Annotated in this window: 19 protein-coding genes; 2 read left to right on the top strand and 17 right to left on the bottom strand. The window is 47.9% G+C overall.

Translation table 11 applies throughout. From position 1 onward, the window contains the following. Positions 1–105: 105 nt before the first annotated feature. The 9 genes from priA to BMW94_RS11580 form a co-directional block, all read right to left on the bottom strand. Positions 106–2,655, bottom strand: coding sequence for a primosomal protein N' (gene priA, locus BMW94_RS11620; protein WP_090998425.1), 2,550 nt, complete (start codon positions 2,653–2,655; stop codon positions 106–108). A gap of 1 nt (position 2,656) precedes the next feature. Further along, entirely contained in the window at positions 2,657–3,892 is a 1,236-nt protein-coding gene (gene coaBC, locus BMW94_RS11615; protein WP_090998423.1) for a bifunctional phosphopantothenoylcysteine decarboxylase/phosphopantothenate--cysteine ligase CoaBC, read from the bottom strand. Positions 3,893–4,012: 120 nt separating this feature from the next. Next, the gene (gene rpoZ / locus BMW94_RS11610) at positions 4,013–4,228 is read right to left on the bottom strand and encodes a DNA-directed RNA polymerase subunit omega (protein ID WP_024631120.1); all 216 of its coding nucleotides are present in this window, start codon (positions 4,226–4,228) and stop codon (positions 4,013–4,015) included. A gap of 157 nt (positions 4,229–4,385) precedes the next feature. Then, positions 4,386–4,958, bottom strand: coding sequence for a guanylate kinase (gene gmk / locus BMW94_RS11605; protein ID WP_024631121.1), 573 nt, complete (start codon positions 4,956–4,958; stop codon positions 4,386–4,388). 13 nt (positions 4,959–4,971) lie between these two features. Next, positions 4,972–5,232, bottom strand: coding sequence for an extracellular matrix/biofilm regulator RemA (gene remA / locus BMW94_RS11600; protein WP_006209218.1), 261 nt, complete (start codon positions 5,230–5,232; stop codon positions 4,972–4,974). 51 nt (positions 5,233–5,283) lie between these two features. Beyond that, a complete protein-coding gene (locus BMW94_RS11595) occupies positions 5,284–6,183 on the bottom strand; it encodes a YicC/YloC family endoribonuclease (RefSeq protein WP_090998422.1) in 900 nt (299 codons plus the stop codon). A 19-nt stretch (positions 6,184–6,202) separates the two neighbouring features. After that, positions 6,203–8,092 (bottom strand): bifunctional homocysteine S-methyltransferase/methylenetetrahydrofolate reductase, encoded by a 1,890-nt coding sequence (locus tag BMW94_RS11590; RefSeq protein WP_090998420.1) that lies wholly within the window; start codon positions 8,090–8,092, stop codon positions 6,203–6,205. A gap of 176 nt (positions 8,093–8,268) precedes the next feature. Next, positions 8,269–9,102, bottom strand: coding sequence for a diaminopimelate epimerase (gene dapF / locus BMW94_RS11585; protein WP_064636605.1), 834 nt, complete (start codon positions 9,100–9,102; stop codon positions 8,269–8,271). 185 nt (positions 9,103–9,287) lie between these two features. Beyond that, positions 9,288–12,152, bottom strand: a complete 2,865-nt coding sequence (locus tag BMW94_RS11580; RefSeq protein WP_090998418.1) for a calcium-translocating P-type ATPase, SERCA-type — start codon at positions 12,150–12,152, stop codon at positions 9,288–9,290. 315 nt (positions 12,153–12,467) lie between these two features. Here BMW94_RS11580 and BMW94_RS11575 point away from each other — a divergent pair, with 315 nt between their 5' ends. Further along, a complete protein-coding gene (locus BMW94_RS11575; protein WP_090998416.1) occupies positions 12,468–14,234 on the top strand; it encodes an Rqc2 family fibronectin-binding protein in 1,767 nt (588 codons plus the stop codon). Positions 14,235–14,425: 191 nt separating this feature from the next. Beyond that, positions 14,426–14,872 (top strand): GNAT family N-acetyltransferase, encoded by a 447-nt coding sequence (locus tag BMW94_RS11570; protein ID WP_090998413.1) that lies wholly within the window; start codon positions 14,426–14,428, stop codon positions 14,870–14,872. Between the two features lie 104 nt (positions 14,873–14,976). Here the strand turns inward: BMW94_RS11570 and BMW94_RS11565 are convergent, their stop codons facing one another. The 8 genes from BMW94_RS11565 to BMW94_RS11530 all read right to left on the bottom strand — a co-directional run bounded on the left by BMW94_RS11565 (position 14,977) and on the right by BMW94_RS11530 (position 23,562). Then, entirely contained in the window at positions 14,977–15,837 is an 861-nt protein-coding gene (locus BMW94_RS11565; RefSeq protein ID WP_090998411.1) for a PHP domain-containing protein, read from the bottom strand. 63 nt (positions 15,838–15,900) lie between these two features. Beyond that, the gene (locus BMW94_RS11560) at positions 15,901–16,818 is read right to left on the bottom strand and encodes a selenium metabolism-associated LysR family transcriptional regulator (RefSeq protein WP_090998409.1); all 918 of its coding nucleotides are present in this window, start codon (positions 16,816–16,818) and stop codon (positions 15,901–15,903) included. Positions 16,819–16,949: 131 nt separating this feature from the next. Further along, complete coding sequence (locus BMW94_RS11555; RefSeq protein WP_063565592.1) at positions 16,950–17,387, bottom strand: hypothetical protein; 438 nt, start codon at positions 17,385–17,387, stop codon at positions 16,950–16,952. A 217-nt stretch (positions 17,388–17,604) separates the two neighbouring features. Next, positions 17,605–17,868 carry a YlbG family protein gene (locus BMW94_RS11550; protein ID WP_063565591.1) on the bottom strand — a complete coding sequence of 88 codons (264 nt, stop codon included), beginning with the start codon at positions 17,866–17,868 and terminating at the stop codon, positions 17,605–17,607. Between the two features lie 81 nt (positions 17,869–17,949). Then, the gene (locus BMW94_RS11545; RefSeq protein WP_090998407.1) at positions 17,950–18,387 is read right to left on the bottom strand and encodes a YlbF/YmcA family competence regulator; all 438 of its coding nucleotides are present in this window, start codon (positions 18,385–18,387) and stop codon (positions 17,950–17,952) included. A 141-nt stretch (positions 18,388–18,528) separates the two neighbouring features. Continuing rightward, entirely contained in the window at positions 18,529–20,442 is a 1,914-nt protein-coding gene (locus BMW94_RS11540; protein WP_090998405.1) for a helicase-associated domain-containing protein, read from the bottom strand. Positions 20,443–20,498: 56 nt separating this feature from the next. Next, positions 20,499–22,175 carry a DNA repair helicase XPB gene (locus BMW94_RS11535; protein WP_090998403.1) on the bottom strand — a complete coding sequence of 559 codons (1,677 nt, stop codon included), beginning with the start codon at positions 22,173–22,175 and terminating at the stop codon, positions 20,499–20,501. A 217-nt stretch (positions 22,176–22,392) separates the two neighbouring features. After that, the gene (locus BMW94_RS11530) at positions 22,393–23,562 is read right to left on the bottom strand and encodes a M20 family metallopeptidase (RefSeq protein ID WP_090998400.1); all 1,170 of its coding nucleotides are present in this window, start codon (positions 23,560–23,562) and stop codon (positions 22,393–22,395) included. Between the last annotated feature and the right edge of the window lie 6 nt (positions 23,563–23,568).

Genomic DNA, 23,568 nt, shown 5'->3' with positions numbered 1-23,568 from the left:
CTATGTAGCAGGTATCAAAAACTGATTTTAAGATCGAGCCATCATTCATGTTGTTTTAATCTATGTTTATACCGCTTGTTTACATCCGCATTTTACTACAAATGCTCACATTAACATTTGCGGGTCTACATCCAGACTAATTTGCAGCTTCTGCGCCTGAACATCGTCGTCCATGCGCCGGGCCGTCGCGAGCGCCAGTCCAATGGCGTCGACATCCCCCCGCCATTTTATCATACATTGGAATCTGTATCTATTCTTGATCCGAGGAATCGGTGATGCTACCGGCCCAAGCACGTCAAAGGCATCATTGCTGAAACGATCCAAACTGCCTAACCAGCCAACAGCATTTGCCTTTTCTTTCAGTATTCGTGTGTAGTTCTCCGCCAGCCGGATCAGTACCGGAAGCTGCTCATGTGAGAAGGTCACCAAAATCAGGCGACAGTAAGGCGGATACTGCAAATTGCGCCGATGCAATAATTCCTCACGGACAAACGAAACATAGTCATGCTGGCTCGCATGCCCAATCGAATAGTGCTCTGGTGTATAGGACTGGACAAACACCTCGCCCGGAAGTTGATGTCGACCTGCACGGCCCGCCACCTGGGTGAGCAGTTGAAATGTTTTTTCGGCAGCCCGGAAATCAGGCAAATTGAGCGCCGAGTCTGCTGTGATGACACCAACCAGGGTGACATCAGGAAAATCAAGCCCTTTGGCAACCATTTGGGTACCCAGTAATACGTCTGCCTTTTTCTCGCGAAACTGCTTCAACAATTTCTCATGCGACCCTTTTTCGCTCGTTGTATCCACGTCCATCCGAATGACGCGAATACCCGGGAACAGCTTCGCCAATTCTTCCTCTACCCGCTGCGTACCTGTACCGAAATATCGAATATGCTCGCTGCCGCAATCCGGGCACACTTCTGGCGCCGCTTCCGCATATCCACAATAGTGACAACGAAGATTATTGGAGCGCTGATGATAAGTTAATGAAATATCACACTCGGGACAGCCTGCAACGTATCCACAACTGCGGCACATCACAAAGGTGGAATAGCCACGTCGATTCAGCAGAAGCACGGTCTGTTCCCCACGCTCCAACCGCTCTTCCAATCCTTTGTGCAAGGCGCGGCTGAACATCGAGCGATTGCCGTCCTTCAACTCTTCGCGCATATCAACAATCCGTACCTCCGGCAGCTTATTACCAAGTGCGCGGGTAGGCATCTCCAACAAAAGTGGTGCAAAATCATCATTGCTCTGTGAACGGGCAGCATAGTAACTTTCCAGCGAAGGTGTCGCTGAACCCAGGACAACGACCGCCTGATGCTGCTGTGCTCTTTTTACCGCAACATCACGGGCATGATATTTCGGGGTTTCTTCCTGTTTATATGAAGTCTCGTGCTCCTCGTCCATAATGATCAGACCAAGACGACTGAACGGAGCAAAGACAGCTGAACGGGCGCCAATGGCAACCTTCACCTGACCTTCCCGAATTTTGCGCCACTCATCATAACGCTCTCCACCAGACAACCGACTGTGCATCACGGCAACCTGATCACCAAAACGTCCTTTAAAACGCTCAACCATCTGCGGTGTCAGTGCAATCTCGGGTACAAGCACAATGGCCTGTCGATCCTGTTCAATACAGCGCTGAATGGTCTGGAGGTATACTTCCGTTTTGCCACTGCCTGTTACACCATGAAGCAAAAAGACGCCGTGGCGCCTTTCCTGCAATCGACCATTAATATGGTTATAAACATGCTGCTGCTCGTCGGTCAGATTCAGTGGCTCGGTCGCACGGAACTTGCGTCCCTGATAAGGGTCACGAAAGACTTCGACGTCCTCCGTTACAACCAGCCCTTTCTCCTCCAGACCTTTGACTGTAGCCGCTGATACCTGAAGTGCGGACAGCAATTCTTTCATCGCCATCGGCAACAGTTCTTTCATTTCCAGCAAGAAAGCCAAAACTTCCTTTTGCCGTTGTGCCTTTGCAGGGAATGAATTCAATGCCTCTTCCGCAGCCGCCACATCCACAGCAAGATCAATGGATTTCATCGTTTTTTTATTGAGCTTGTCCTTAATCGCCTGACTTTCCAGCAGGACACCACTGAGCAACAACTTCTTGATCAGCGCAGCATGATTGGGGTATTTACGACTCAGTTGCTGGAGCGGAACCTGCCCACGACTCTTCACAAACCGAATAATATCTTGCTGTACTTTTTCTGAAGTCGATTCTTCGCCCCACACAAAAAGAACTTCTTCACCTGACGCCGAACCTGCCATTTGTCCATCCAACGCATCTCCAAGGGAAATATACCGCTCTGCTTTCCCTTTCAGCGCAGTCGGTACCATCACCTGCAAAGACAAAATGCGGTTGCTGGCATAACGTTCACTCATCCATTCGGCCAATTCAACCAAATCTTCTGACAACGGTGGAACGATATCCAGCAATTCCTGAATCGGTTTGAGTTTGAAAGTCTCCGTACCCGTGCGCGGCACCAGATCAATCACGAAACCCTGCACCGTCCGATGACCAAAAGGTACACCTACCCTGCTGCCAATCTCAATCCATTCACGCATGGATTCCGGCACCAGATAATCAAACGGCCGGTCTGTTTCCTTCACAGGAACATCGACAATAACCTTGGCGATCTCCATATTAATTCCTCCCGGCAATGCGCTCCGCCGCAATCGAAAGCAACCTGCGGGCCACCTCTTCCTTGGCCACCACCTGGAGCTCCTCCACCAAACCTTCACGGTCATAGATGTGCACCGCGTTGGTATCTGTTCCAAATCCGGCACCCGCCTGGGTGACATCATTGGCTACGATCAGATCACAGTTTTTCCGTTCCAGTTTCTCACGTGCATACATTTCTAATGAATTGGTCTCCGCAGCAAAACCAATCAAAAATTGATGGCTCTTCTGCTTGCCCAGCGTTTCAAGAATATCTATATTTTTAATAAGTTCAAGCGATAATGTATCGCCTTTCTTCTTGATTTTCTCTGTGTACACTTCCTTGGGGCGATAATCCGCAACAGCTGCGGCCTTAACCACGATATCTGCATTATCCCATTGGCTTACTACCGCATCATACATATCCTGCGCAGACTGTACCGGGATCACATGTACATTGGCTGGTGGCTGAACCTGGGTATTTCCCATAACTAAAGTTACATCTGCCCCCAGATCACGCGCTGCCGCTGCAATGGCAAAACCCATTTTGCCTGAAGAATCATTGGTAATATATCTCACCGGATCAATGCGTTCAATGGTTCCTCCTGCAGTGACCACAACCTTCTTTCCACTCAACAAAGAAAGCTGTTCATTGCGTTCCCGTTTGACAGACTCCTGCTGTTCAAAAAAACGTTCCACCACATCGACAATTGTCTCTGGCTCTTCCAAACGCCCTTTGCCCACATACCCGCACGCCAGCTGACCTTCACCCGGTTCAATCATCATGGTTCCACGCTCGGTTAACAGACACATATTATGCTGTACCGCCGGATGATCATACATATGTACATTCATCGCTGGCGCAATCATCACCGGAGCAGTGGTTGCAAGCAAGGTTGTTGAGAGCATATCATCTGCCATCCCATGTGCCATTTTGGCAATCACATTGGCTGTTGCCGGAGCAACCAACACAAGATCGGCCAGATCAGCCAGATGAATATGCGAGACGACCGAAGGCTCCCGCTCATCAAATGTATCACTATATACTACATTTCGGGTCAAGGTTTGCAGCGTTAATTCGGTAATAAACTGTTTGGCGGAATTCGTCATAATGACATGAACGTCCGCTCCTTTTTGCACCAGCCTGCTGCATAATGTAGCCGCCTTGTATGCGGCTATGCCGCCAGTCACACCAAGCACGATTTTTTTACCGTTCAACATGGTTATCCCCCCGATATATACAACCTTTATAAGGATGAATAGAGAAAAAAATAACAACCTCGCGGTTGTCAAATAAATCCGGCTTGCGCCGTATGCAGTTGAAGAGCAGCCGCAGGCGGCTTACTCTTCTTCCTCTTCGTCCTGTCCTTTGATGACAACGAGCAGATCACCATAAATTTCTTCAAGTGCAACGCCAACCTGTTTATGGGATCTGGCATTTCTCAAATCCGTTTTCTCACCTTCACGAAGCTGTCTTGCCCGGCGGGAAGCGGCCACAACAAGGGAATACTTGCTGTCGACTTTGTTCATCATTTCATCAATAGAAGGATACAGCATATTTACAAAACACCTCTTTGCATTAGTATAATCACAATTCGCCGCCTGACGGATTTATGGTGCACCGCTGGATACGCTAACCAGACTGGAGCTGCTCTACCTATATATCCTATGACAGCAGCTCCACTGATTATCGCATTTCGCGGCGGTAAATGGATTATTTATTGATCTTACAATGTTCGGCGATAATGATGCTTTCTATTCGTTTACACGCCAAATCAATTTCATCATTAACGACAGCGTAATCGTACTGCTCCAGCAGACTGATCTCATCTACCGCGACGGACATCCGATGATCAATCGTCGCCTGACTTTCCGTACCACGGCCCTGAATGCGATCTTTAAGCTCGTCCAATGAAGGAGGCAACAGAAATACAAAGATCCCTTCCGGGAACTTTTCTTTCACTTTCAACGCGCCTTGAACTTCAATCTCAAGAATGATGTCCCGGCCTTCGTTAATCGTTTTCTCCACAAAATCACGCGGTGTTCCGTAATAGTTTCCTACATATTCTGCGTGTTCCAACAATTGATCTTCAGCAATCATGTTCAGGAACTCTTCATGGCTTCTGAAGAAATAATTGACGCCATGTTCCTCACCCAGACGTGGCTGACGAGTCGTTGCCGAGACAGAATAAATCAATTCCGGCACCCGTTTGCGCAAAGCGCTGCATACTGTACCCTTCCCGACCCCAGATGGGCCGGACAACACTACCAGTAATCCCTTAGACATATTACACTCCATTTTATTCGTCGTTGTCATCATCTTTCGAAGAAAGACGATGGGCGACCGTTTCTGGCTGTACCGCAGACAGAATGACATGATCGCTATCCGTAATAATAACGGCACGAGTACGTCTTCCGTATGTTGCGTCTATCAGCATATGACGGTCTCTTGCCTCTTGTATAATTCTCTTGATCGGCGCCGATTCCGGACTCACGATGGATATAATCCGGTTCGCCGATACGATGTTACCGAATCCAATGTTAATGAGTTTGATTGCCATAATCAGGTTCTTCCCCCTATACATGCGACTCTTTTGCCGAAATATGACCGTTCATTCGATATTCGCCGCTTGCTCACGAATTTTCTCCAGTTCCGCCTTCATCTCGACAACACGGTTCACCAGAGCCAAATGGTTGGCTTTTGATCCAATCGTATTGACTTCCCTATTCATCTCCTGAATAAGAAAGTCTAACTTGCGGCCTACTGGCTCATCACTTTTCAGCAGTTCCCTGCTCTGTCCAAAGTGACTCTGTAGACGCGTAAGCTCTTCCTCTATGTTAGAACGATCGGCAAACATAGCAATTTCCATACCTAATTTATGCTCGTCAAAAGGGAAAGAGCCTTCTTCCTGCATTTCCGTAAGCCTTTGTCTTAACTTGTTGCGATGATCACTCACCACAGTCGGCGCAAGAGCAAGCATCTCGGTATGCAGTGATTCCAGACGACTAACACGTCGTTCCAGATCACTGGCCAAATGAAGACCCTCGCGGGCGCGCATCTGCTCCAGACCGGATAAAGCCTCTTCCAACCCCTGCTGCAGGACACGCTCCCATTCGTCCTTCTGCTCTTCCGGAAGCGAACTCGTCCCATCCGAATGAACCATGACCTCTGGAAGTGCCAGCATATCCATAATGCTAGGTTTGCCCTGCATACCATAGCGGCTCTCCAATTGCTCTGCGGCCTGAAGATAGGCCCTGACCGCCTGCTCATTCAGAACAGCGGGAAGAGCCTGGTCTTCATCTTTTTCTTTCATCACATAAACATCAATCCGCCCACGCTTTAAGCGGCTCTGTACCTTTTTCCTCAATCCGTCTTCATAACACGTCCACTCTCTCGGGAGACGCATCATCACTTCACAATAACGATGATTGACAGACTTGATTTCCAATTGTACCTTATAGCCTCCAAAATGAAAGGCGGATTGACCGTATCCGGTCATACTGAATGACATCGGCATCACATCCGTTACACTATTGTAATTGATTATTAGGGTTGAAACAAGTAGGACATTGATGCTCCGACTTCTCCCACACATATTGGGTCAGTTCGGCCGTCATACTATAGAACATAAATGGAGTCATTAAATAGATTCCTTTGAAATGTTCTGTTGCTACATCCAGAAGCTCCTTGGCGATCTTCACACCCATTGCTCGACCTTCTTCGCCTTCGAGACCAGCCATCCGGGAACGCACTTCATCCGACAGCTGAATACCCGGAACCTCATTATGCAGATATTCTGCATTTCGGCCGCTGGCTAACGGCATTACCCCTACAAAGATCGGCACATCCAGATGCTTGGTCGCTTCATGCATGGCTACGATTAGTTCAGGATCGTATATCGGCTGCGTCATAATATAATCGGCTCCGGAAGCAATCTTTTTCTCAAGCCGCTGCACAGCCTTATCCAGATGTTTCACATTCGGGTTAAAAGCGGCACCGATAACAAAGCCTGCCTTCTGTTTGAGCGGTTTACCGGAGAAGGACACGCCGTCGTTCAACTGTTTGATCATACGTATAATTTCAAAAGAAGTCAGATCGTATACCGAGCTTGATCCGGGCAAGTCTCCAAATCGTGCAGGGTCACCTGTTACAGCGAGTACATGATTAATGCCTAGAGCATCAAATCCCATCATGTGCGATTGTGTCCCGATCAGATTCCGGTCACGACATGCAATATGCACCAGTGGGCGCAATCCTGTACGGTCCTGAACAAGATGGCCGAGAGCCATGTTACTCATCCGGGTAACTGCTAGGGAGTTATCAGCCAATGTTAACGCATCTGCACCAGCCGCTTTCAGTGTCTCGGCGCCTTTCATAAACTTTGCAATGTCGAGATCACGCGGTGGGTCAAGTTCGACGATGACCGTATGGCGTTGTTTGACCAGATCCACAATCGTAGGCTGCCCACCCCGTCCAGACCGTTCATCTACATTCTCATGCAGGATAATACGCGGTTTTGACTCGGAAGGATCAGGTTCCAGGATGGGAGCAGGTGTGTATTCAACAAGAGCCTGAGCAATTGCCGCGATATGGTCAGGTGTCGTACCACAGCAGCCTCCGATGATACGTGCGCCCAGATCAGCGAATTGCACTGCGGTCTGTCCGAAGTATTCCGGGGACGCTCCATATCGGAACTGACCATCGACGTAATCCGCTGCACCCGCATTCGGGTAAACAGACATTGGAACACCGATACGACCTGATACGGTTTCCATCGCCCGCATAATTCCGTTTGGACCGGAACGGCAGTTGAAACCAATGACGTCAGCCCCTTGCTCACGCATGATTCGGAAAGCTTCAGGCATCGTATATCCATCCAGTGTGTGCCCTACATCCTCAACAGCGAACTGTCCAATTACCGGGAGATCACTCAGCTTGCGCGCCTGTAGAAGGGCGATATCCATTTCCTCGATATCATAGAAGGTTTCGAGCAGAATGCCGTCCACTCCTTCTTCGAGCAGTGCAAAAATCTGTTGCTGATAGAAACGCTTCAATTCACTTGTTGATACGTTCGTCCGCTTTCCTCCACGAATGGAGCCAACCGCGCCCAGAACATAACCGTTTGCGCCAGCTACTTCTTTGGCGATACGCACACCGGCACGGTTGACATCCTCGACCTTGGACTCCAGACCAAACTTGGACAGCTTATCGTAATTGGCAGAGTACGTATTGGTTTCATGAATTTCCGTACCTGCATCGCGGTAACGACGATGCACATCTGCCACCACTTCAGGTGATATCAAGTTCAGCTCTTCATAAGAAATCCCTACCGGGAATCCCATCTGATACAGGAAAGTTCCCATCGCCCCATCCCCTATGAGGACCCGTTCCTGCATTACACTGCGTAAATCCGCCTTCATCCCTTTTCCCCCCGCCTGACTGATCATTTCATACTAATGTAACACAAAAAACATCTGAAAACGAAGAAAAACACAGGTTTTTCGTGAAATTCAGTTTCCATAACCCTCTGGACAAGTAGGAATTCATATAACTGTAAAAAAAGAGGCCCTAAGGCCTCCTCATTGAAACGTGTTCTTTACGAAGTGACTCCCTTGAAAACAACTTCAGCAGGTCCAGTCATGTAGACGTGATTGTCTGCTTCGTTCCACTCAATATGAAGATCGCCACCCTTGAGGCTGATCACCGCTGTGCGATCCGTATGTCCGTTCAGCACGGATGACACCAGCGTTGCGCAAGCTCCGGTTCCACAGGCCAGTGTTGGTCCAGCACCGCGTTCCCATACACGCATATCCACATATCCGCGATCGCGAACCGTTGCGAACTCTACATTGATTTTTTTCGGGAACATGGGATGAACCTCAAGTAGTGGCCCCCATGTCGATAGATCAAAATTCACAGCATCATCCACATAGATGACTGCATGAGGATTACCCATGGAGACTGCCGTAAATTTGAACTCCTGTCCATTGGCTTCGATGGAATGATCCACCACCGGATTGGCATCGACGGTCGTTGGAACCTGAAGTCCATTCAGGATAGGCTCTCCCATATCCACACGAACGGTTTGCACTTTACCATCACGAATGTTCAAGCTTACGGGCTGTACACCCGCACCGATGGTTTCAATCGTAATCTGTTCTTGAGTCACATGACCATGATCATATACATATTTGGATACACAGCGTATGGCATTGCCACATTGCTCTGCTTCCGAACCGTCCGAGTTCATGATGCGCATCTGAAAATCAGCCTTCTCTGAAGGCAGTATATAAACCAGGCCATCCGCGCCGATGCCGAAGAAACGGTTGCACCATTTTACAGCCAATTCTGCTGCATCAGCCGGAAGCTGTTGTTCTCCAAATACAACAATAAAATCATTGCCGAGTCCATGCATTTTTGTAAATTCCATAACCTTGCCCACTCCTTTTGGCAGTCTGCTGCCAAAGCGTTATTCTTGCTTCTCTACAGGATACCCCGGATATTCATATCCAACATTCCCAATAAAAAAAGCTATCCTGCAAAATGCCGAGGAAATTTCGCCTCGAATCATGTTGAGGATAGCATAACGAAAACGATAAGCAATTGCTATTGATTTTATGCCGAAAACTTTGTACTTTTCGGTACGAAACGCCCAGGGCCCATGCGGCGACGGTTGCGACGACCTCCCCACACACTGCCCACTCCCATGAGGAAGGTTGGAATACCTGCGGCAACGATAGAAATCGCCCATTCACGCATACCCAGAGGTACTGTTTTGAAGATAGGCTGCAACGGCTCTACATACATAACCGCCAGCATCAGCACGATGGATGAAATGACTGCAAATACCAGATACTTGTTCTGCAATGGATTGCGGTGGAAAATGGAGCGGGAACTACGGCAGTCAAATACATGAATAAGCTGTGCCAAAACGAGAGTAGCAAAGGCCACAGATTGAGCTTTAATGAGCTGACCAGCTTGATCTGGCGCGGCCTGTAGGGTAAGCCAGAACGCCCCGAGTGTGCAAAGTCCGATCAATACACCCCGACTGACGATTTTCCATCCAAGTCGTCTGGCAAAAATATTTTCCTTGGCGCCACGCGGCTTGTGTTCCATCAGATCTTTTTCCGGCTGATCCACACCGAGCGCCATGGCTGGCAATCCATCCGTCACCAGGTTGACCCACAGAATCTGGATCGGCACGAGTGGCAAAGGCAATCCCATCATCATTGCAAAAAACATCGTTAAAATCTCGCCAACATTGGATGCCAGCAAATACCGGATAAACTTACGAATGTTCTCATAAATATTACGTCCTTCTTCAATTGCAGCTACTATAGTAGAGAAATTATCGTCACTCAGAATTAACGCCGATGCTTCCTTTGTCACATCCGTGCCTGTAATTCCCATCGCAATACCGATGTCTGCTGCTTTAATGGCTGGTGCGTCGTTCACGCCATCTCCAGTCATCGCTACGACATGTCCTTTGCGCTGTAATGATTTTACAATCCGCAATTTGTGCTCAGGCGATACTCGTGAGAACACGTAAATGCCCTCCACCTGTTTATCCAGTTGCTCATCCGTCATGCCCGCCAATTGCTGGCCGCTAAGTGAAGCCCCACCCCGTGGAAGGATACCCAACTGCTGGGCGATAGCCTCTGCTGTCGTGCCATGATCGCCGGTAATCATAACGGTACGTATGCCTGCTCTGCGACAAGTCGCAATTGCATCCCTTGCCTCACGCCGCGGTGGATCAATCATGCCTGCAAGCCCGACAAAAACGAGTTGGCTCTCAGCAGCATGTTCATTCTCCACTTTTTCACCCGGCCGCACATCGCGATAAGCCATCCCGAGAACCCGCAGTGCAGAACCCGCCATATTCTCGTTCGCCGCCATGACTTTCTGCCGCAGCGTTCCTGTGAAAGGTACAACATTGCCTTCCCACAAAATGTAGCTGCATTGCCCAATCAGTACATCCGGTGCACCCTTGGTGTATATCATGCGTCCACCCTGATGATGAACCAGCACGGACATCCGCTTCCGATCAGAGTCAAACGGGAATTCCTGCTCGCGTGCATATAACTCTTTGAGACCAGCCGGGGTAAGCCCCATTTTGGAAGCCAGTGTTACGAGCGCCCCTTCCGTAGGGTCGCCTTTCAGCTCCCATACCACACTGTTTTCCTTGACTGTTTCATTAACATGATCTTTCTTAGTACCTTTCTTCGCTTCTTTCCTACTATCCTTTTTGGTCTCTTTAACTTTCTTTTTATTCGGCGTGTCATCCCCAACATTCTCGATAATACTGGCATTATTGCATAGCGCACTGATCTGGAGCATTCTTCGCAATGTCTGATCACTCTTCAACTCCAAGGTACGACCATTCTCCAGCATCTGCCCTTCCGGTGCGTAACCATCCCCGGTGACCTTAATGCTGCGTCCCTCCAGCCACACGTCCGTAACCGTCATCTTGTTCTGGGTCAACGTACCTGTTTTATCCGAACAGATGACCGAGGCACAACCAAGGGTTTCGACGGACGGAAGCTTGCGCACAATCGCTTTTCGCTTGATCATACGCTGTACGCCAAGGGCTAACGCAATCGTTACAATCGCTGGCAACCCTTCGGGTATAGCGGCCACTGCAAGGCTGACCCCTGCCAGAAACATGCCTACTGCAGGTTGTCCATGCAGAATACCTGCAACAACAACCATGACGGTTAATCCGAGCGCCACAAAAATCAGTATTTTCCCCAGCTGTTCCAGCCTGTGTTGCAGCGGTGTTTCCTGTTCCTCCGTATTCTGGATCAGATCGGCGATTTTGCCCATCTCGGTATCCATGCCTGTCCGGATCACAACGCCCTTGGCGGTACCGCGAGTGATCATCGTTCCCATGAATCCAATGTTCTTCTGATCTCCGAGCGGTACGTCATCTGCAGCTATGGGAAGGCAATGTTTGCTTACAGGAACCGATTCCCCAGTAAGTGCAGATTCCTCCACATCGAGGCTGTTCGTGGATAGCCAGCGCACATCGGCAGGTATGCGATCACCGCTCTCCACAAGCACAATATCCCCTGGTACCAGAAGTTTGGCTGCCAGATGTAATTCCTGACCTGACCTGAGCACTTTGGCCAGTGGTGCCGACAATTGTTTCAATGCACGAAGGGAGCGCTCCGCCCGGAATTCCTGTACAAAACCAAGAATGGCATTCAGGACGATGATGGCAATAATCGTTACAGCATCCAAGTATTCTCCAAGCAATCCGGACACCAATGTGGCCCCCATCAATACCAGAACCATGAAATCCTTAAATTGATTCAGCAATAATGTGATTGGAGATATGCGCTTTCCTTCGCTCAGCTCATTCGAACCGGCGACCTTCCTCTTCTCTGTTGCAGTCTCTTCGGTTAATCCTTCCTCAAGACTGACGCCAAGAGTGTTACGAAGCTCTTCAACGCTTAGTTGGTGCCACTTGGTATGTTCCATGCTTCAAAATTCCCTCCCAGTCTGTATTTCCTCTGTAAAACGTCACACCTACTACACCGGCTATGCTAATCAACAGGTTGTACGCGATGCCGGACAAACTACCTGCTCTATATGTATTCGGACAGGACCCTAATTAGCACCCGATGGCGAATCCTTTCCCTGATGGGCAGAATAAGCTAAAATAAAGGTCTGTGGTTATATACACAGTGGCAATCCGATTTTTTGCTATAGAAACGAATACGAATCTGCAACGGGTTCTTTTTTTACATATCCCGGTGTTCATTTCAGTTATAGATAGAGAGGACGTTGAAAAAAATGGCATTGGACGGCATCGTAACACGAGCTATCGTACATGAACTGCAAGGCTGCAAGGGCGGACGCATCAGCAAAATACATCAACCTAACGGCCATGATGTTGTACTGACCCTTCGTGCTCAGCGCGGAAATAGCAAATTGCTTATTTCGGCCAGCCCGACATATCCGCGTGTGCATTTTACCGAAAAAACGTTTGTTAACCCCACTGAAGCTCCGATGTTCTGCATGCTGCTGCGCAAGCACTGCGAAGGCGCGATCATCGAGGAGATTCGTCAGATTGGCATGGAGCGGATAATTCATATCGACGTGCGTCAGCGTGATGAGCTGGGTGATGTTTCGGTCAAACGAATCATCATTGAACTGATGGGGCGTCACAGTAATATTGTTTTGGTCGATCCGATCACGGGAACGATTCTGGATGGAATTCATCACGTAACCCCGTCCATCAGTAGTTACCGGGTCATTATGCCTGGATTTTCGTACACCGAGCCACCAGAGCAGCATAAAAGCAATCCACTGGAAGTGAGCAGCACTGAATTCCAAAATAGCTATACTGCTGCTGAAGAAGAGGCCTCTCGCTGGCTGGTGAACTCATTCAGCGGTCTTAGTCCGCTGATCGCAGGAGAGATTACCTCTCGAGTATCTAACGATCAAGGTGATGATCAAGCTGCAAGCGAAGGTGAAGGTCGAATCGAAGCCGATGCGCTGTGGAATGCTTTTGAGTCCATCATGGGGCCAGTAAGAGATCATAGTTATACGCCTGTGACCGGGCTGAACGCCAAAGGCAAAATGATTTTCTCGGCCGTTCAGCTTCAGAGCATTCAGGACGCAGAGAAAACCTATGACACAATGAGCAAGTGTATGGAGGATTATTACGGAGACAAGGCCGAGCGGGATACGGTCAAGCAAAGAGTGAGCGATCTGCTGCGTTTTCTGCAAAATGAGCGGAGCAAAAATATCAAAAAGCTGGACAACCTGAACAAGGATCTGCTGGAAGCCGACGATGCGGATAAATTCAGATTATGGGGTGAGCTGCTGTTTGCCTCCCTGCATCAGGTTAGTAAAGGGGACAAAAGTGTGGAGCTGGTGAACTTCTATGATGAAGATCAAGCCAATATTACCATTCAGCTTGACCCATTACTTACGCCGTCTGACAACGCACAACGTTATTTCAAACGATATAACAAATACAAGAACAGTCTGGCTGTTATTCATGAGCAGCTTGGAAAAACGAAAGATGAGATCAACTATCTCGACAATCTGCTCCAGCAACTGTCGATCGCATCCATGAATGACATCGAGGAAATTCGCGATGAGCTTGTACAGCAGGGTTATCTTCGCGACCGCAACAAAAAAGGCAAAAAGAAGAAGAAAAACGACCGCCCTACCGTGCATCAGTTTACTTCTTCGGAGGGAATTGAACTTCTCGTAGGCAAAAACAACCTGCAAAATGAGTACGTCACCAACCGTCTGGCTTCTTCCAATGACACGTGGTTGCATACCAAAGACATCCCGGGTTCCCATGTCGTCATTCGCAGCACCGACTTTGGCGAAGCAACCCTGGAGGAAGCTGCACAACTCGCGGCTTACTTCAGTCAGGCCAAAGAATCCAGCAGCGTACCGGTGGACTACACCTTTATCCGACATGTGCGCAAGCCAAGTGGCTCCAAACCAGGCTTTGTCATTTATGACCATCAGAAGACCCTGTTTGTGACGCCGAACGAAGAACTGGTTAAAAGTTTGCCCTCCACGATCAAAAATGGATAAGGTGTTTGCTTTCGAGCCTTTTAGGCAACGTAAAAATCCCCCGGAACAAAAGACTGACCGGGGGATTTTCTTTGTTTCAAATAAATATGGACGTAATGCTGTTGATTTATTTTTATTTTGAATATAAATTCATTTTAATGTATAATAATTCAATCGTGAAATCTATAAATAAACTTCTAAGGATGTGTCCCATGACGCTAAATATCAGACCAACTCAACTTAATGATTTGCTGCCGCTTAATGCATTAATGAAAGAGTATGTCGTCGGCTTTTATAACAACCCCTGGCCTGGTGATCAGGCAATCGAGCTTTTGATCAAAAACCTGCTTGATCAGCAGATCGGTGTTCAATTCGTTGCAGAGCAAGATGGTGAACTGATTGGATTCGCTACACTCTATTTTACCTACAGCACGATGAAGGCAAACCGCGTTGCCATTATGAATGACTTGTTTGTGACAGAAGCTTGGAGAGAAGGCGAAGCAGAGGCCAGACTGTTTGAACACTGTCAGCAGTATACACGTGAACACGGATGTGCTTACATGTCCTGGATCACAGCAGCAACCAACGAGCGGGCACAGCAATTATTTGAACGTCTTGGAGCCACTCAAGGCACATGGGTGAGTTATTCCATCACCTAACCCATTATAATGAATTTAAAAAGGACATAGAGACATGGCTAGCGACAAACGCTCACCCCATCTCTATGTCCTTTCTTTTTTTCATATTCAATTTTAGCACCGAATCAAGACTTCCCCGCTGCAGCCCGGAGTTTATTGAGCACATCAATGGTTACGGTTTTGCTACCCAGATCCCCATGAAATACTACCCCTTGTCTTACACCATGGTAATCCGAACCGCCTGTTTGAATGAGCCCAAATTCCCGTGCCAACTCCGCATATCTGCGCTCCTCTTCTGGTCCATGATCCGAATGAACCACTTCAATGCCGTCAGGGCGGGAGTCCTCCAGAATACGACGAACCAATTCGTCGTCTCTGTATAAACCAGGATGGGCAATAACAGCAGCCCCACCCGCATCTTTAATCCACTGGCATGCATCTTCCGGTGCAACTCGGGGAACCGATACATAGCCCGGCTGGCCTTCAGCCAGATAACGATTGAATGCATCCCTCATATCAGCGGCATATCCTTTTCGTACCAACACATCGGCCATATGAGGTCTACCAATGCTTTCATCCGGCTCCAGCGGTCGGCCAAGGCCATCAATGACCTCCTGCCAGCTAATTTCGAGTCCAAGCTCCTGCAGTTTGGCAATGATCAGATGATTGCGTTCTTCTCTCGCCTCCCGCAGCCCGCGCAGTCGCTCCAGAAATTGCTCATCTTCTGTATTCACATAATACCCCAGCACATGAATATCCTTGCCGCCCGCGCGGGTGCTGACCTCTACCCCTGAAACAACGTCAATCCCATATTCACGGCCAGCTCGCTGTGCCTCGGCTACACCTGCTACTGTATCGTGATCTGTCAGCGCCACTGCAGACAGTCCTCTTTGTTTGGCGAGCTTCACATTCTCGGCAGGTGGCTGCATTCCGTCCGACGCTTGGCTATGCGTATGAAGATCACAACGTCCATTAAATTGATGCATGAATAACAGCTCCTTCTTATATCTAGTGAGTAACAGAACGGATTTAAAATTAATATCACCCTCTTATTCCGCCGGTCCTACTGATGATGTCTGCTCATGCTGACGCAAATAATTCAGAAAAGCTACTGCTGACAAGGGAAGCAATGAAGATTTCAGGTGTATAGCGTAGAATTGTCGTTTGAACTCAAGCCCACGAATATCCACCATGTGAACCAGTCCAAGGGCAAGCTCATGCTGAACCGACGACGGGGATAACATCGTGATGCCCACACCCGCTTCTACGGCGGATTTCACAGCACCTGTACTGCCTAACTCCATCACCACATTCATGTCCTGCGGATCTATATTTCTGTTCTGCAACTGATCTTCCATCACCTGACGGGTACCCGAGCCTTTTTCCCGCAACACAAACGCATAGTTCAGCACATCTTCAAGCTCTACTTCCCCACGATCTGCCAGAGCATGCCCTGCCGGAACAACCAGCTTCAATTCATCCTGCATGACCGGCTCTACAATCATATCCGGGTGGTTTACTGGCGCTTCAATCAGTCCAAAGTTAAGCTGATGTTTCAAGATATCGTCCATAATTTGCGTCGTATTCATCACTTTCATAACGATCGAGATATCCGGGTATTGGCGAGCAAAAGGGCCCAGCATTCGTGGCAACACATACTCACCAATCGTCAAACTTGCTCCAAGCTGCAATCTGCCTTGCAGCATCTGTGTAAATGCGGACATCGCCTCATCTGTCTGTCTGACCAATTCTACACTGCGTTTGGCGTGAGGCAGTAATGTCCGACCCGCCTCGGATAATTCTATTTTTTTGGTAGAACGATGCAGCAGCTTGGTCCCAAAATAATCCTCAAGTGATTGAATCTGCATCGTCACCGCAGGTTGTGTCATATGTAGTGCTTGCGCAGCCGCTGAAAAACTTCCCTTCTCTGCTACGGTATAAAAAATATGCAATTGATGAAAATTCATATCTTCGCCCCTCTTCTGTACGCTTTCCTCATTGTAGCCGATTTCCTGAATTCCAACAAAAAAAGCATGCAGCTTGTCTGCATGCGATGTAACCTGAATCTATCAATTCGAAAATATGAATTATTCCAAACTTACTTATGCTTGCGACTGTTCTTGACAAGAGTCATTCGTCTTGAATGTCTTAGCCAAGAATAATACGATTTTAAATCCCTCAGTTCAATCGTCTCGGACATTTTCCCCAGAAACGTAACAACAATCATCTTATGAAGCGGATTGCCAGCAATGTCATATTCCCCTTCAAGTTCGGAAAATTCAGCAACCACAACCAGATCTTCGTCGATCAGGTAAACATCCTGTTCATTACGGTAGTATGGTGTAATACGGTCCTGCTTCAGACACTCCCATAACCATGCCGCAATATGGTCATCATCATTACGTGCCGGCTCAATACGGTCTGCATACCGCATCTTGGCATGATTGGTAATGACGATGTCGGCCACTTTTTTGTCTCCAAGAGCCACGAAAAAAGGCTCGTACGTGCTCCAACGTTGCATCACCTTATCACGCATGGGAATCACTCTCCACCAGATAGGACTTTCTATCTATTTATTTACCCAATATATTACAACATAAGTCCCGCAACCTCAAGGCGTAACTTCAGATTTTTTCACAAAATCCAATTTATGCCTAATTCAATAAAAGAGCGGCCCCGAAGGGCCCCTCTGGTTAATCGTTTGGAAATGTACAGTGGCAACAAGTTCACTGCACATTTCCAAACCATTTTTGTTATATCCCGTAAAAACTCGTTTTGTCCATCGTTTTGCTAGCATACTCTGTTTTAATCTCATTCCGGTAGGAACGTTCAACCTTGCGCACATAGGAAAGTCTGTTCACATTTTTCATCGTATCTTCAGCCCGCTCTGCATTAACATACATGACGACATAATGCATACGGCGGGAGATGTAATGAACGGTACCATACTTTTCGAGATTACGAGCCGCTTTCAAATCACTGACCCAAATAATGAATCCTGTCCTTTCCGCAAACATCATTTTCCCCGCCTTTCTATAATGGAGACCGGAGCCTCGGAAAGGTCCGGTCTGTCATGAATTTATGTTCTGATCATAATCTTAGCTACAACCACACTTGCCTCCGCTACCGCAGCCGCCCTTCGGATTCGGATCATTGCTCGGTACCTTGATGGTCGTTGACACCGCGAATGCAATCGTCTCCGACATCTGGAACAACATATCGTCCAATGCCTTCTCCGCCTGTTTGAAGCGGGCTACCGCCTCGAAATGTTCCAATTCAAGCTCTAAAGCCTGAACCTGATCTTTTGCGGCGTGATAGTCCGGGTGAAAATGCCCAAAACGCTGGGTTTCTTCGAATAGTTCTTTTTTGGCGTTCAGCTTGCGTATTCCCGCCTGAATTTCAGGGTTCGTCTCCACTTGCTGCTTCCAATATAAATAATCCGATACTTCGGCTGATTGGTTGATCATGTCGCCCAGTTCATATGCGCCCGTTAACACTTGGGCCATATCGACCGTGTTCATTTCCGCTACGCTCATGAAATTCATCCTATCTATATATAAAGTTCTACTTAACGTAGACTACTTCATCATATCATATCCCCGAAAAGTTAAGAAGAGTTTTTCCTGCAAATAGAAATAAAGGGAACAGGCGATCTGCTTTGGCAAAGTCGATCAAGTTTATGCATAGTCCGGAATAATCAGGCGTATCTGGTTCCATTCGTTTGGTGAAAAAGTACGACGTTCTGCGGGATTTGTTCGACCATCCGATACGGACCAGCCCGTTAGGGTCCAATCTTCATGACCCTGAATCTGATCGGGGATAACATAAACAATATCGCTGTTCAGCTTAAGACCCAGTTTTGTTTGCCATTCAATGGCTTTTGCAGCAATCTGACGAGCCGTGGACACATGATACCCTCGCCACTCGTTATGCCACATCTCAGGGATCTCCCCATATCCAGGAAATAGACCCGACTGCTCCGTGATGGAATGATCCTGTTCATACGTGTGCAGATTGGAGTCACATTGAATGAGCCCCACTCTTCCACGAATATAAAAGAGTTCCTTCTGCACCTCAAGTCCGACTTTGAACTCATCTGCTCCGACAATGTACTCATCTAGAATGGCTTCCGCCTCTGGCCTGTTCAACTTTTCAAGTAATTCACTTCTCGATTTATATATCCAGGTGTCCTTTTTCTTAACTTTATCCACCGATTCATCCTGATCAACGTTCTGCCTAGCATCCATGTGAAGTCCCTCTGCATCCTGTCCCCACTGCTGGATCGCTAGCTCCACATGCTCAGGCACTCCCAAGACAGCATACCGTTTAAGGAAGTTTATCATTACATCCGCTGTAAGACCGATCTCTGATGCTGCGATGATTCCTTCCTTTGTTATGCGGTATATGGACATTCGATCGCGGCTCACAAGCTCTGCACCAATGTCCAGATTCCAGCGGACCTGTGGAGTTACATCTGGTGGAACCATAATGTCAAAGTCAGGCTGTACAAAAATCGTATTCTTTTCCGGTTTTTCTGCCTCGTCATTCGCAAAGTTTAATAAGATTCCCGGATCAATCTGCCAGCGATATAAAAGCTCTCCCGCAGCTGACTCACCAACCTCACCATATCCCAAACCTGCCAGAACATCGAGCCAACCCCGGATTTGTGTTAAGAGGGATAATCCTGAAGAACCTCCACTCTCTCTTATTTCAATTGCTTCTTCTGGCCCATCGTGATCTAAAATCCCTGCCGCAATACTCAACCATTCATTTTTCCGTGAAGCAAACATCAGCAACTGATAACGAAAATGCTGAAGTTTCGGCTCCGCTTTACCATATCGGTCCATACATACGCTATAGATTTCTCGGTGCATTGAAGACCACGACAACGTTAACCAGTGATAAAGACGGTCAGGTGACACTTGCATTCGATTATGCGCCTTTTCGATCAAACCCAGACTGAGCAGCAAATCAATAATAAGGGCTACGTGGACTGGATACACATCCGCGTGATCGTAGCGAATACCTAGTTCAGAGAAGTCTTCAGGAGTCAGAACCGTCATCCGACTTAATCTCTGCACCAATTTTTTGTGGATCGTTCCTTTACTTGTTAAAGGAAGTCCTCCTTGAGCTTGACCTTCTCTTACCATCCAAGCCAATACATGAAGAAGCTCTGCAGCAATATCCGGTTTTCCCTCTCGAACAATCGTCACTTTCTGGACTTCAATACTGGATATGGCCTTATCTTGTGTCATTTCATCCTGCTGTATTACATTCGTCTTCAGCTGAGCGAACTGTACAACTCGTGCTGCGTAGGTAATGGTTAACAAAGGAAGTAGTGATTCTGGTATGTAATACAAGCGTTCGCCCCAGGACTTCCGCACAGCTTTGATCCATCCTTTGTGCCGAAGCGCTATAAAGGCTGTTACTGCTTCAGCTCTGCTAAGACCATCCACAGCCCACTCTGCTGATGTCAACATGTTGGAAAAGGGTTGTCCGGCATATTTGCAGAAAATCACACCAAGTACCGTTCTTTCAACCCATGAAAACTCTTTTAATGAATTCGCATCCAGGTTACCTTGTGTATGCATCGCTTATCATGCCTTTCCCATTATTTTTAAGTAGAGATGAGATGTAAACCGCTTTTTCACTGCAATTCATGAACGATCTTGTACTCATATCCTTGTTCGACCAGAAACATCTGACGACGTAGTGCAAACTCCTGTTCCTTACTGTCCTCGGACACAAGAGCATAGAAATAAGCTTTATTTTCTCCAGACTTCGGCCTTAAGATCCGACCCAATCGCTGGGCTTCTTCCTGCCTTGAACCGAAACTGCCGGATATTTCAAGTGCAACAGCAGCATCCGGCAGGTCTACGGCAAAATTCGCAACTTTGGATACGACAATCGTTTTGATCTCACCACGCCGGAACGCTGCAAACCATTTCACTCGCTCTTGCTGGGACATCGTACCCGATATGAGCGGCGCTTCAATTTCCCGGGCAATGCTCTCGAGCTGATCCAGATACTGTCCGATGACAAGCGCTGGCATTCCCTCATGATGGTCCAATATCCGTCTAATGACAGCCAATTTGGCCGGATTTTCGGCTGCAAGGCGAAATTGATGCTTCACCTCCGCTTCCAAATAGCTTGATCGTAGTTCAGGAGTAAACGGGATGCGTATTTCCTGGCACTCTACATTCGCAATCCACCCTTGCTGCTCCAATTCTTTCCACGGCATGTCATATAGTTTCGGACCAATTAGCGAAAATACATCCTGTTCGCATCCATCCTCACGCACCAATGTTGCTGTCAATCCCAGTCTTCTCGTAGCCTGAATATCTGCAGTAGCCCGAAATACAGGTGCTGGCAGCAGATGGACCTCATCATAAATGATAAGTCCCCACTGACGTTCACTGAGCAATTTGATATGCGTAAAATCAGCATCTTTCGATTTTCGATGTGTAAGAATCTGATAAGTAGCCACGGTCACAGGTTTCACCTGTTTTTTCTGACCCGAATACTCACCAATCTGTTCACTCGTTATCGTTGTTTTATCCTGCAATTCCTGAATCCATTGACGCACGGATGTGGTGTTCGAGGTTAAGATAAGGCATTCACATTGTAAACGCTCTAATACAGCCATCCCAATAACCGTTTTGCCTGCACCGCAGGGAAGAACAAGCAGACCACTTCCTCCCATGCCTTCGCTACCTTCAAAAGCATCCACAGCATCTCGTTGGTACGGACGCAACCGAAAACCGTCCGAACTGTCGCCCTTCGTATTCGTTCGCCATTGAAACGGAAGACTTGTTCCTTCTCGATATCCCGCATAATCCAGCACCGGATAACCCAAACGCGTCAATTCCCGCTTCAACAATCCACGTTGCTCACCTCCAAGCATAAGCTCATGGGGATCGACACGTTCCATTCGAAAAGCCGAGATGGTCTTCATACTGCTTAATTCATCCAGCAATCGTTCGTCTTCACTCACGAGACGCATTCTCCCATGATTTGCTTCTGGCCTCAGTTGAAGCTTCCCATATTGATGGATAATTCTCTGGATATCCTGAATCAGGGCGGCAGGAACATTCCAACGAGACACGGATTCCAGACTTGCTATCACTTGATCAGCACTCCATCCGAGTGCAGCCGCATTCCACAACGATAATGCAGTGATACGATAGGTATGAAAAGCCGCAGGGGTCTTTACCAGTTCGGCATACATCCCTAATTGAGCTCTGGCTTGGTCAAATCCAGGATGGCCCACTTCAAGCAATACTGTAAAATCACGCTGGACAATGCAGGCGTCCGTTTTCTCCATTCCGCTTCCTCCCTAATTTGAAAATGAGTTATATGTTTTTCCGATTAACAGGCATCACAAAAAGTCCAGTTTCGGTTTTTTCCGAAATTGAACCTGTATAATACAACAGACCGACCTTACCTTAACCTTTTAGAAAGCTTAACCTTTTAGAAAGACCCTACAAAAAAAGCACCCTGCTCATACCTTGGTATGAATAGGATGCCCAACTACACTCAAATCATTCGGCTGTATATCCTTTAGCCATTGCTATAAATAGTTTTACAGCATTTTGCATGGCATCCTCATCAAAGTCAAACTTGGGATGATGATGCGGATAGATGGCATTTTTCTCCGGGTTGCCTGCTCCGACAAACATAAAGCAGCCAGGAATCTTCTGCAGGTAATAAGCGAAATCTTCAGCTGGCATCAACATCGGTGACTTCTGTACATGTTCTGCACCAAATACATCTACCGCTTCACTGAAGAAACGTGCCGTTTCCTGCTCATCATTCACGACAGGTGGATATCCCATAATATAGTTCAACTTCGTCTCGGCACCGTAGATCTCTCCGGTCTGAGCCACGATCGTATGCACACGTTCCTTCATGATACTGCGCGTCTCTTCATCAAAGGTTCTCACCGTACCCGTCATTTTGCATAACTCGGCGATGATATTCTGTGCTGAGCCTGCCTGCATTGTACCAATCGTCAATACTGCGGGACGCAAGGGATCCACCGAGCGACTGACAACCGTCTGCAATTGCATCACAAGGGCTGAACCAGCCACGAGGCTGTCCACCGTGGATTGCGGCATGCCGCCATGTCCACCTTTACCTTTGATCTCGATATAAAAGTCATCTGCCGCTGCCATCATAGGCCCCGGGGTACTTGCTGCCACGCCTACAGGAAGCGGGGTCCACAGGTGAATGCCGTAGATGACATCTACCCCTTCCAATCCACCGTCTGCAATGACCTTGAGCGCCCCACCTGGAAGCAATTCTTCTGCTGGTTGGAACAAAAAGCGAATCTCACCCTTGATCTCATGTTTATGGCGACTGAAGTACAGTGCCGTGCCCAGCAAAATGGATATGTGACCATCATGGCCGCAGGCATGCATAGCTCCTGCTTGTTGTGACGCATATTCAACATCCTTCTCATCCTGGATCGGAAGTGCATCCATATCTGCACGAAGCATGACGACAGGCCCTGGCTTGTCCCCACGAAGTATACCTATAACCCCGTGTCCACCAACGTGTCGTCTCACTTCAACACCAAAGCTCTCCAGCATACCCGCTACAAAAGAGGATGTCTTCTCCTCATGAAAGGAAACCTCAGGATTCCGATGAAGATGACGACGCCATTCTACCATGTGGATTTGCAGGTCATTCCACCATATACTATTTGTCATGTCTCT

Origin of the sequence: Paenibacillus sp. OK003, assembly GCF_900109515.1 — a bacterium.
GTDB classification, from domain to species: domain Bacteria; phylum Bacillota; class Bacilli; order Paenibacillales; family Paenibacillaceae; genus Paenibacillus; species Paenibacillus marchantiae.
The sequence above is the reverse complement of the archived record's forward strand: the minus strand, read 5'-3'. Positions and strand labels throughout refer to the sequence as shown.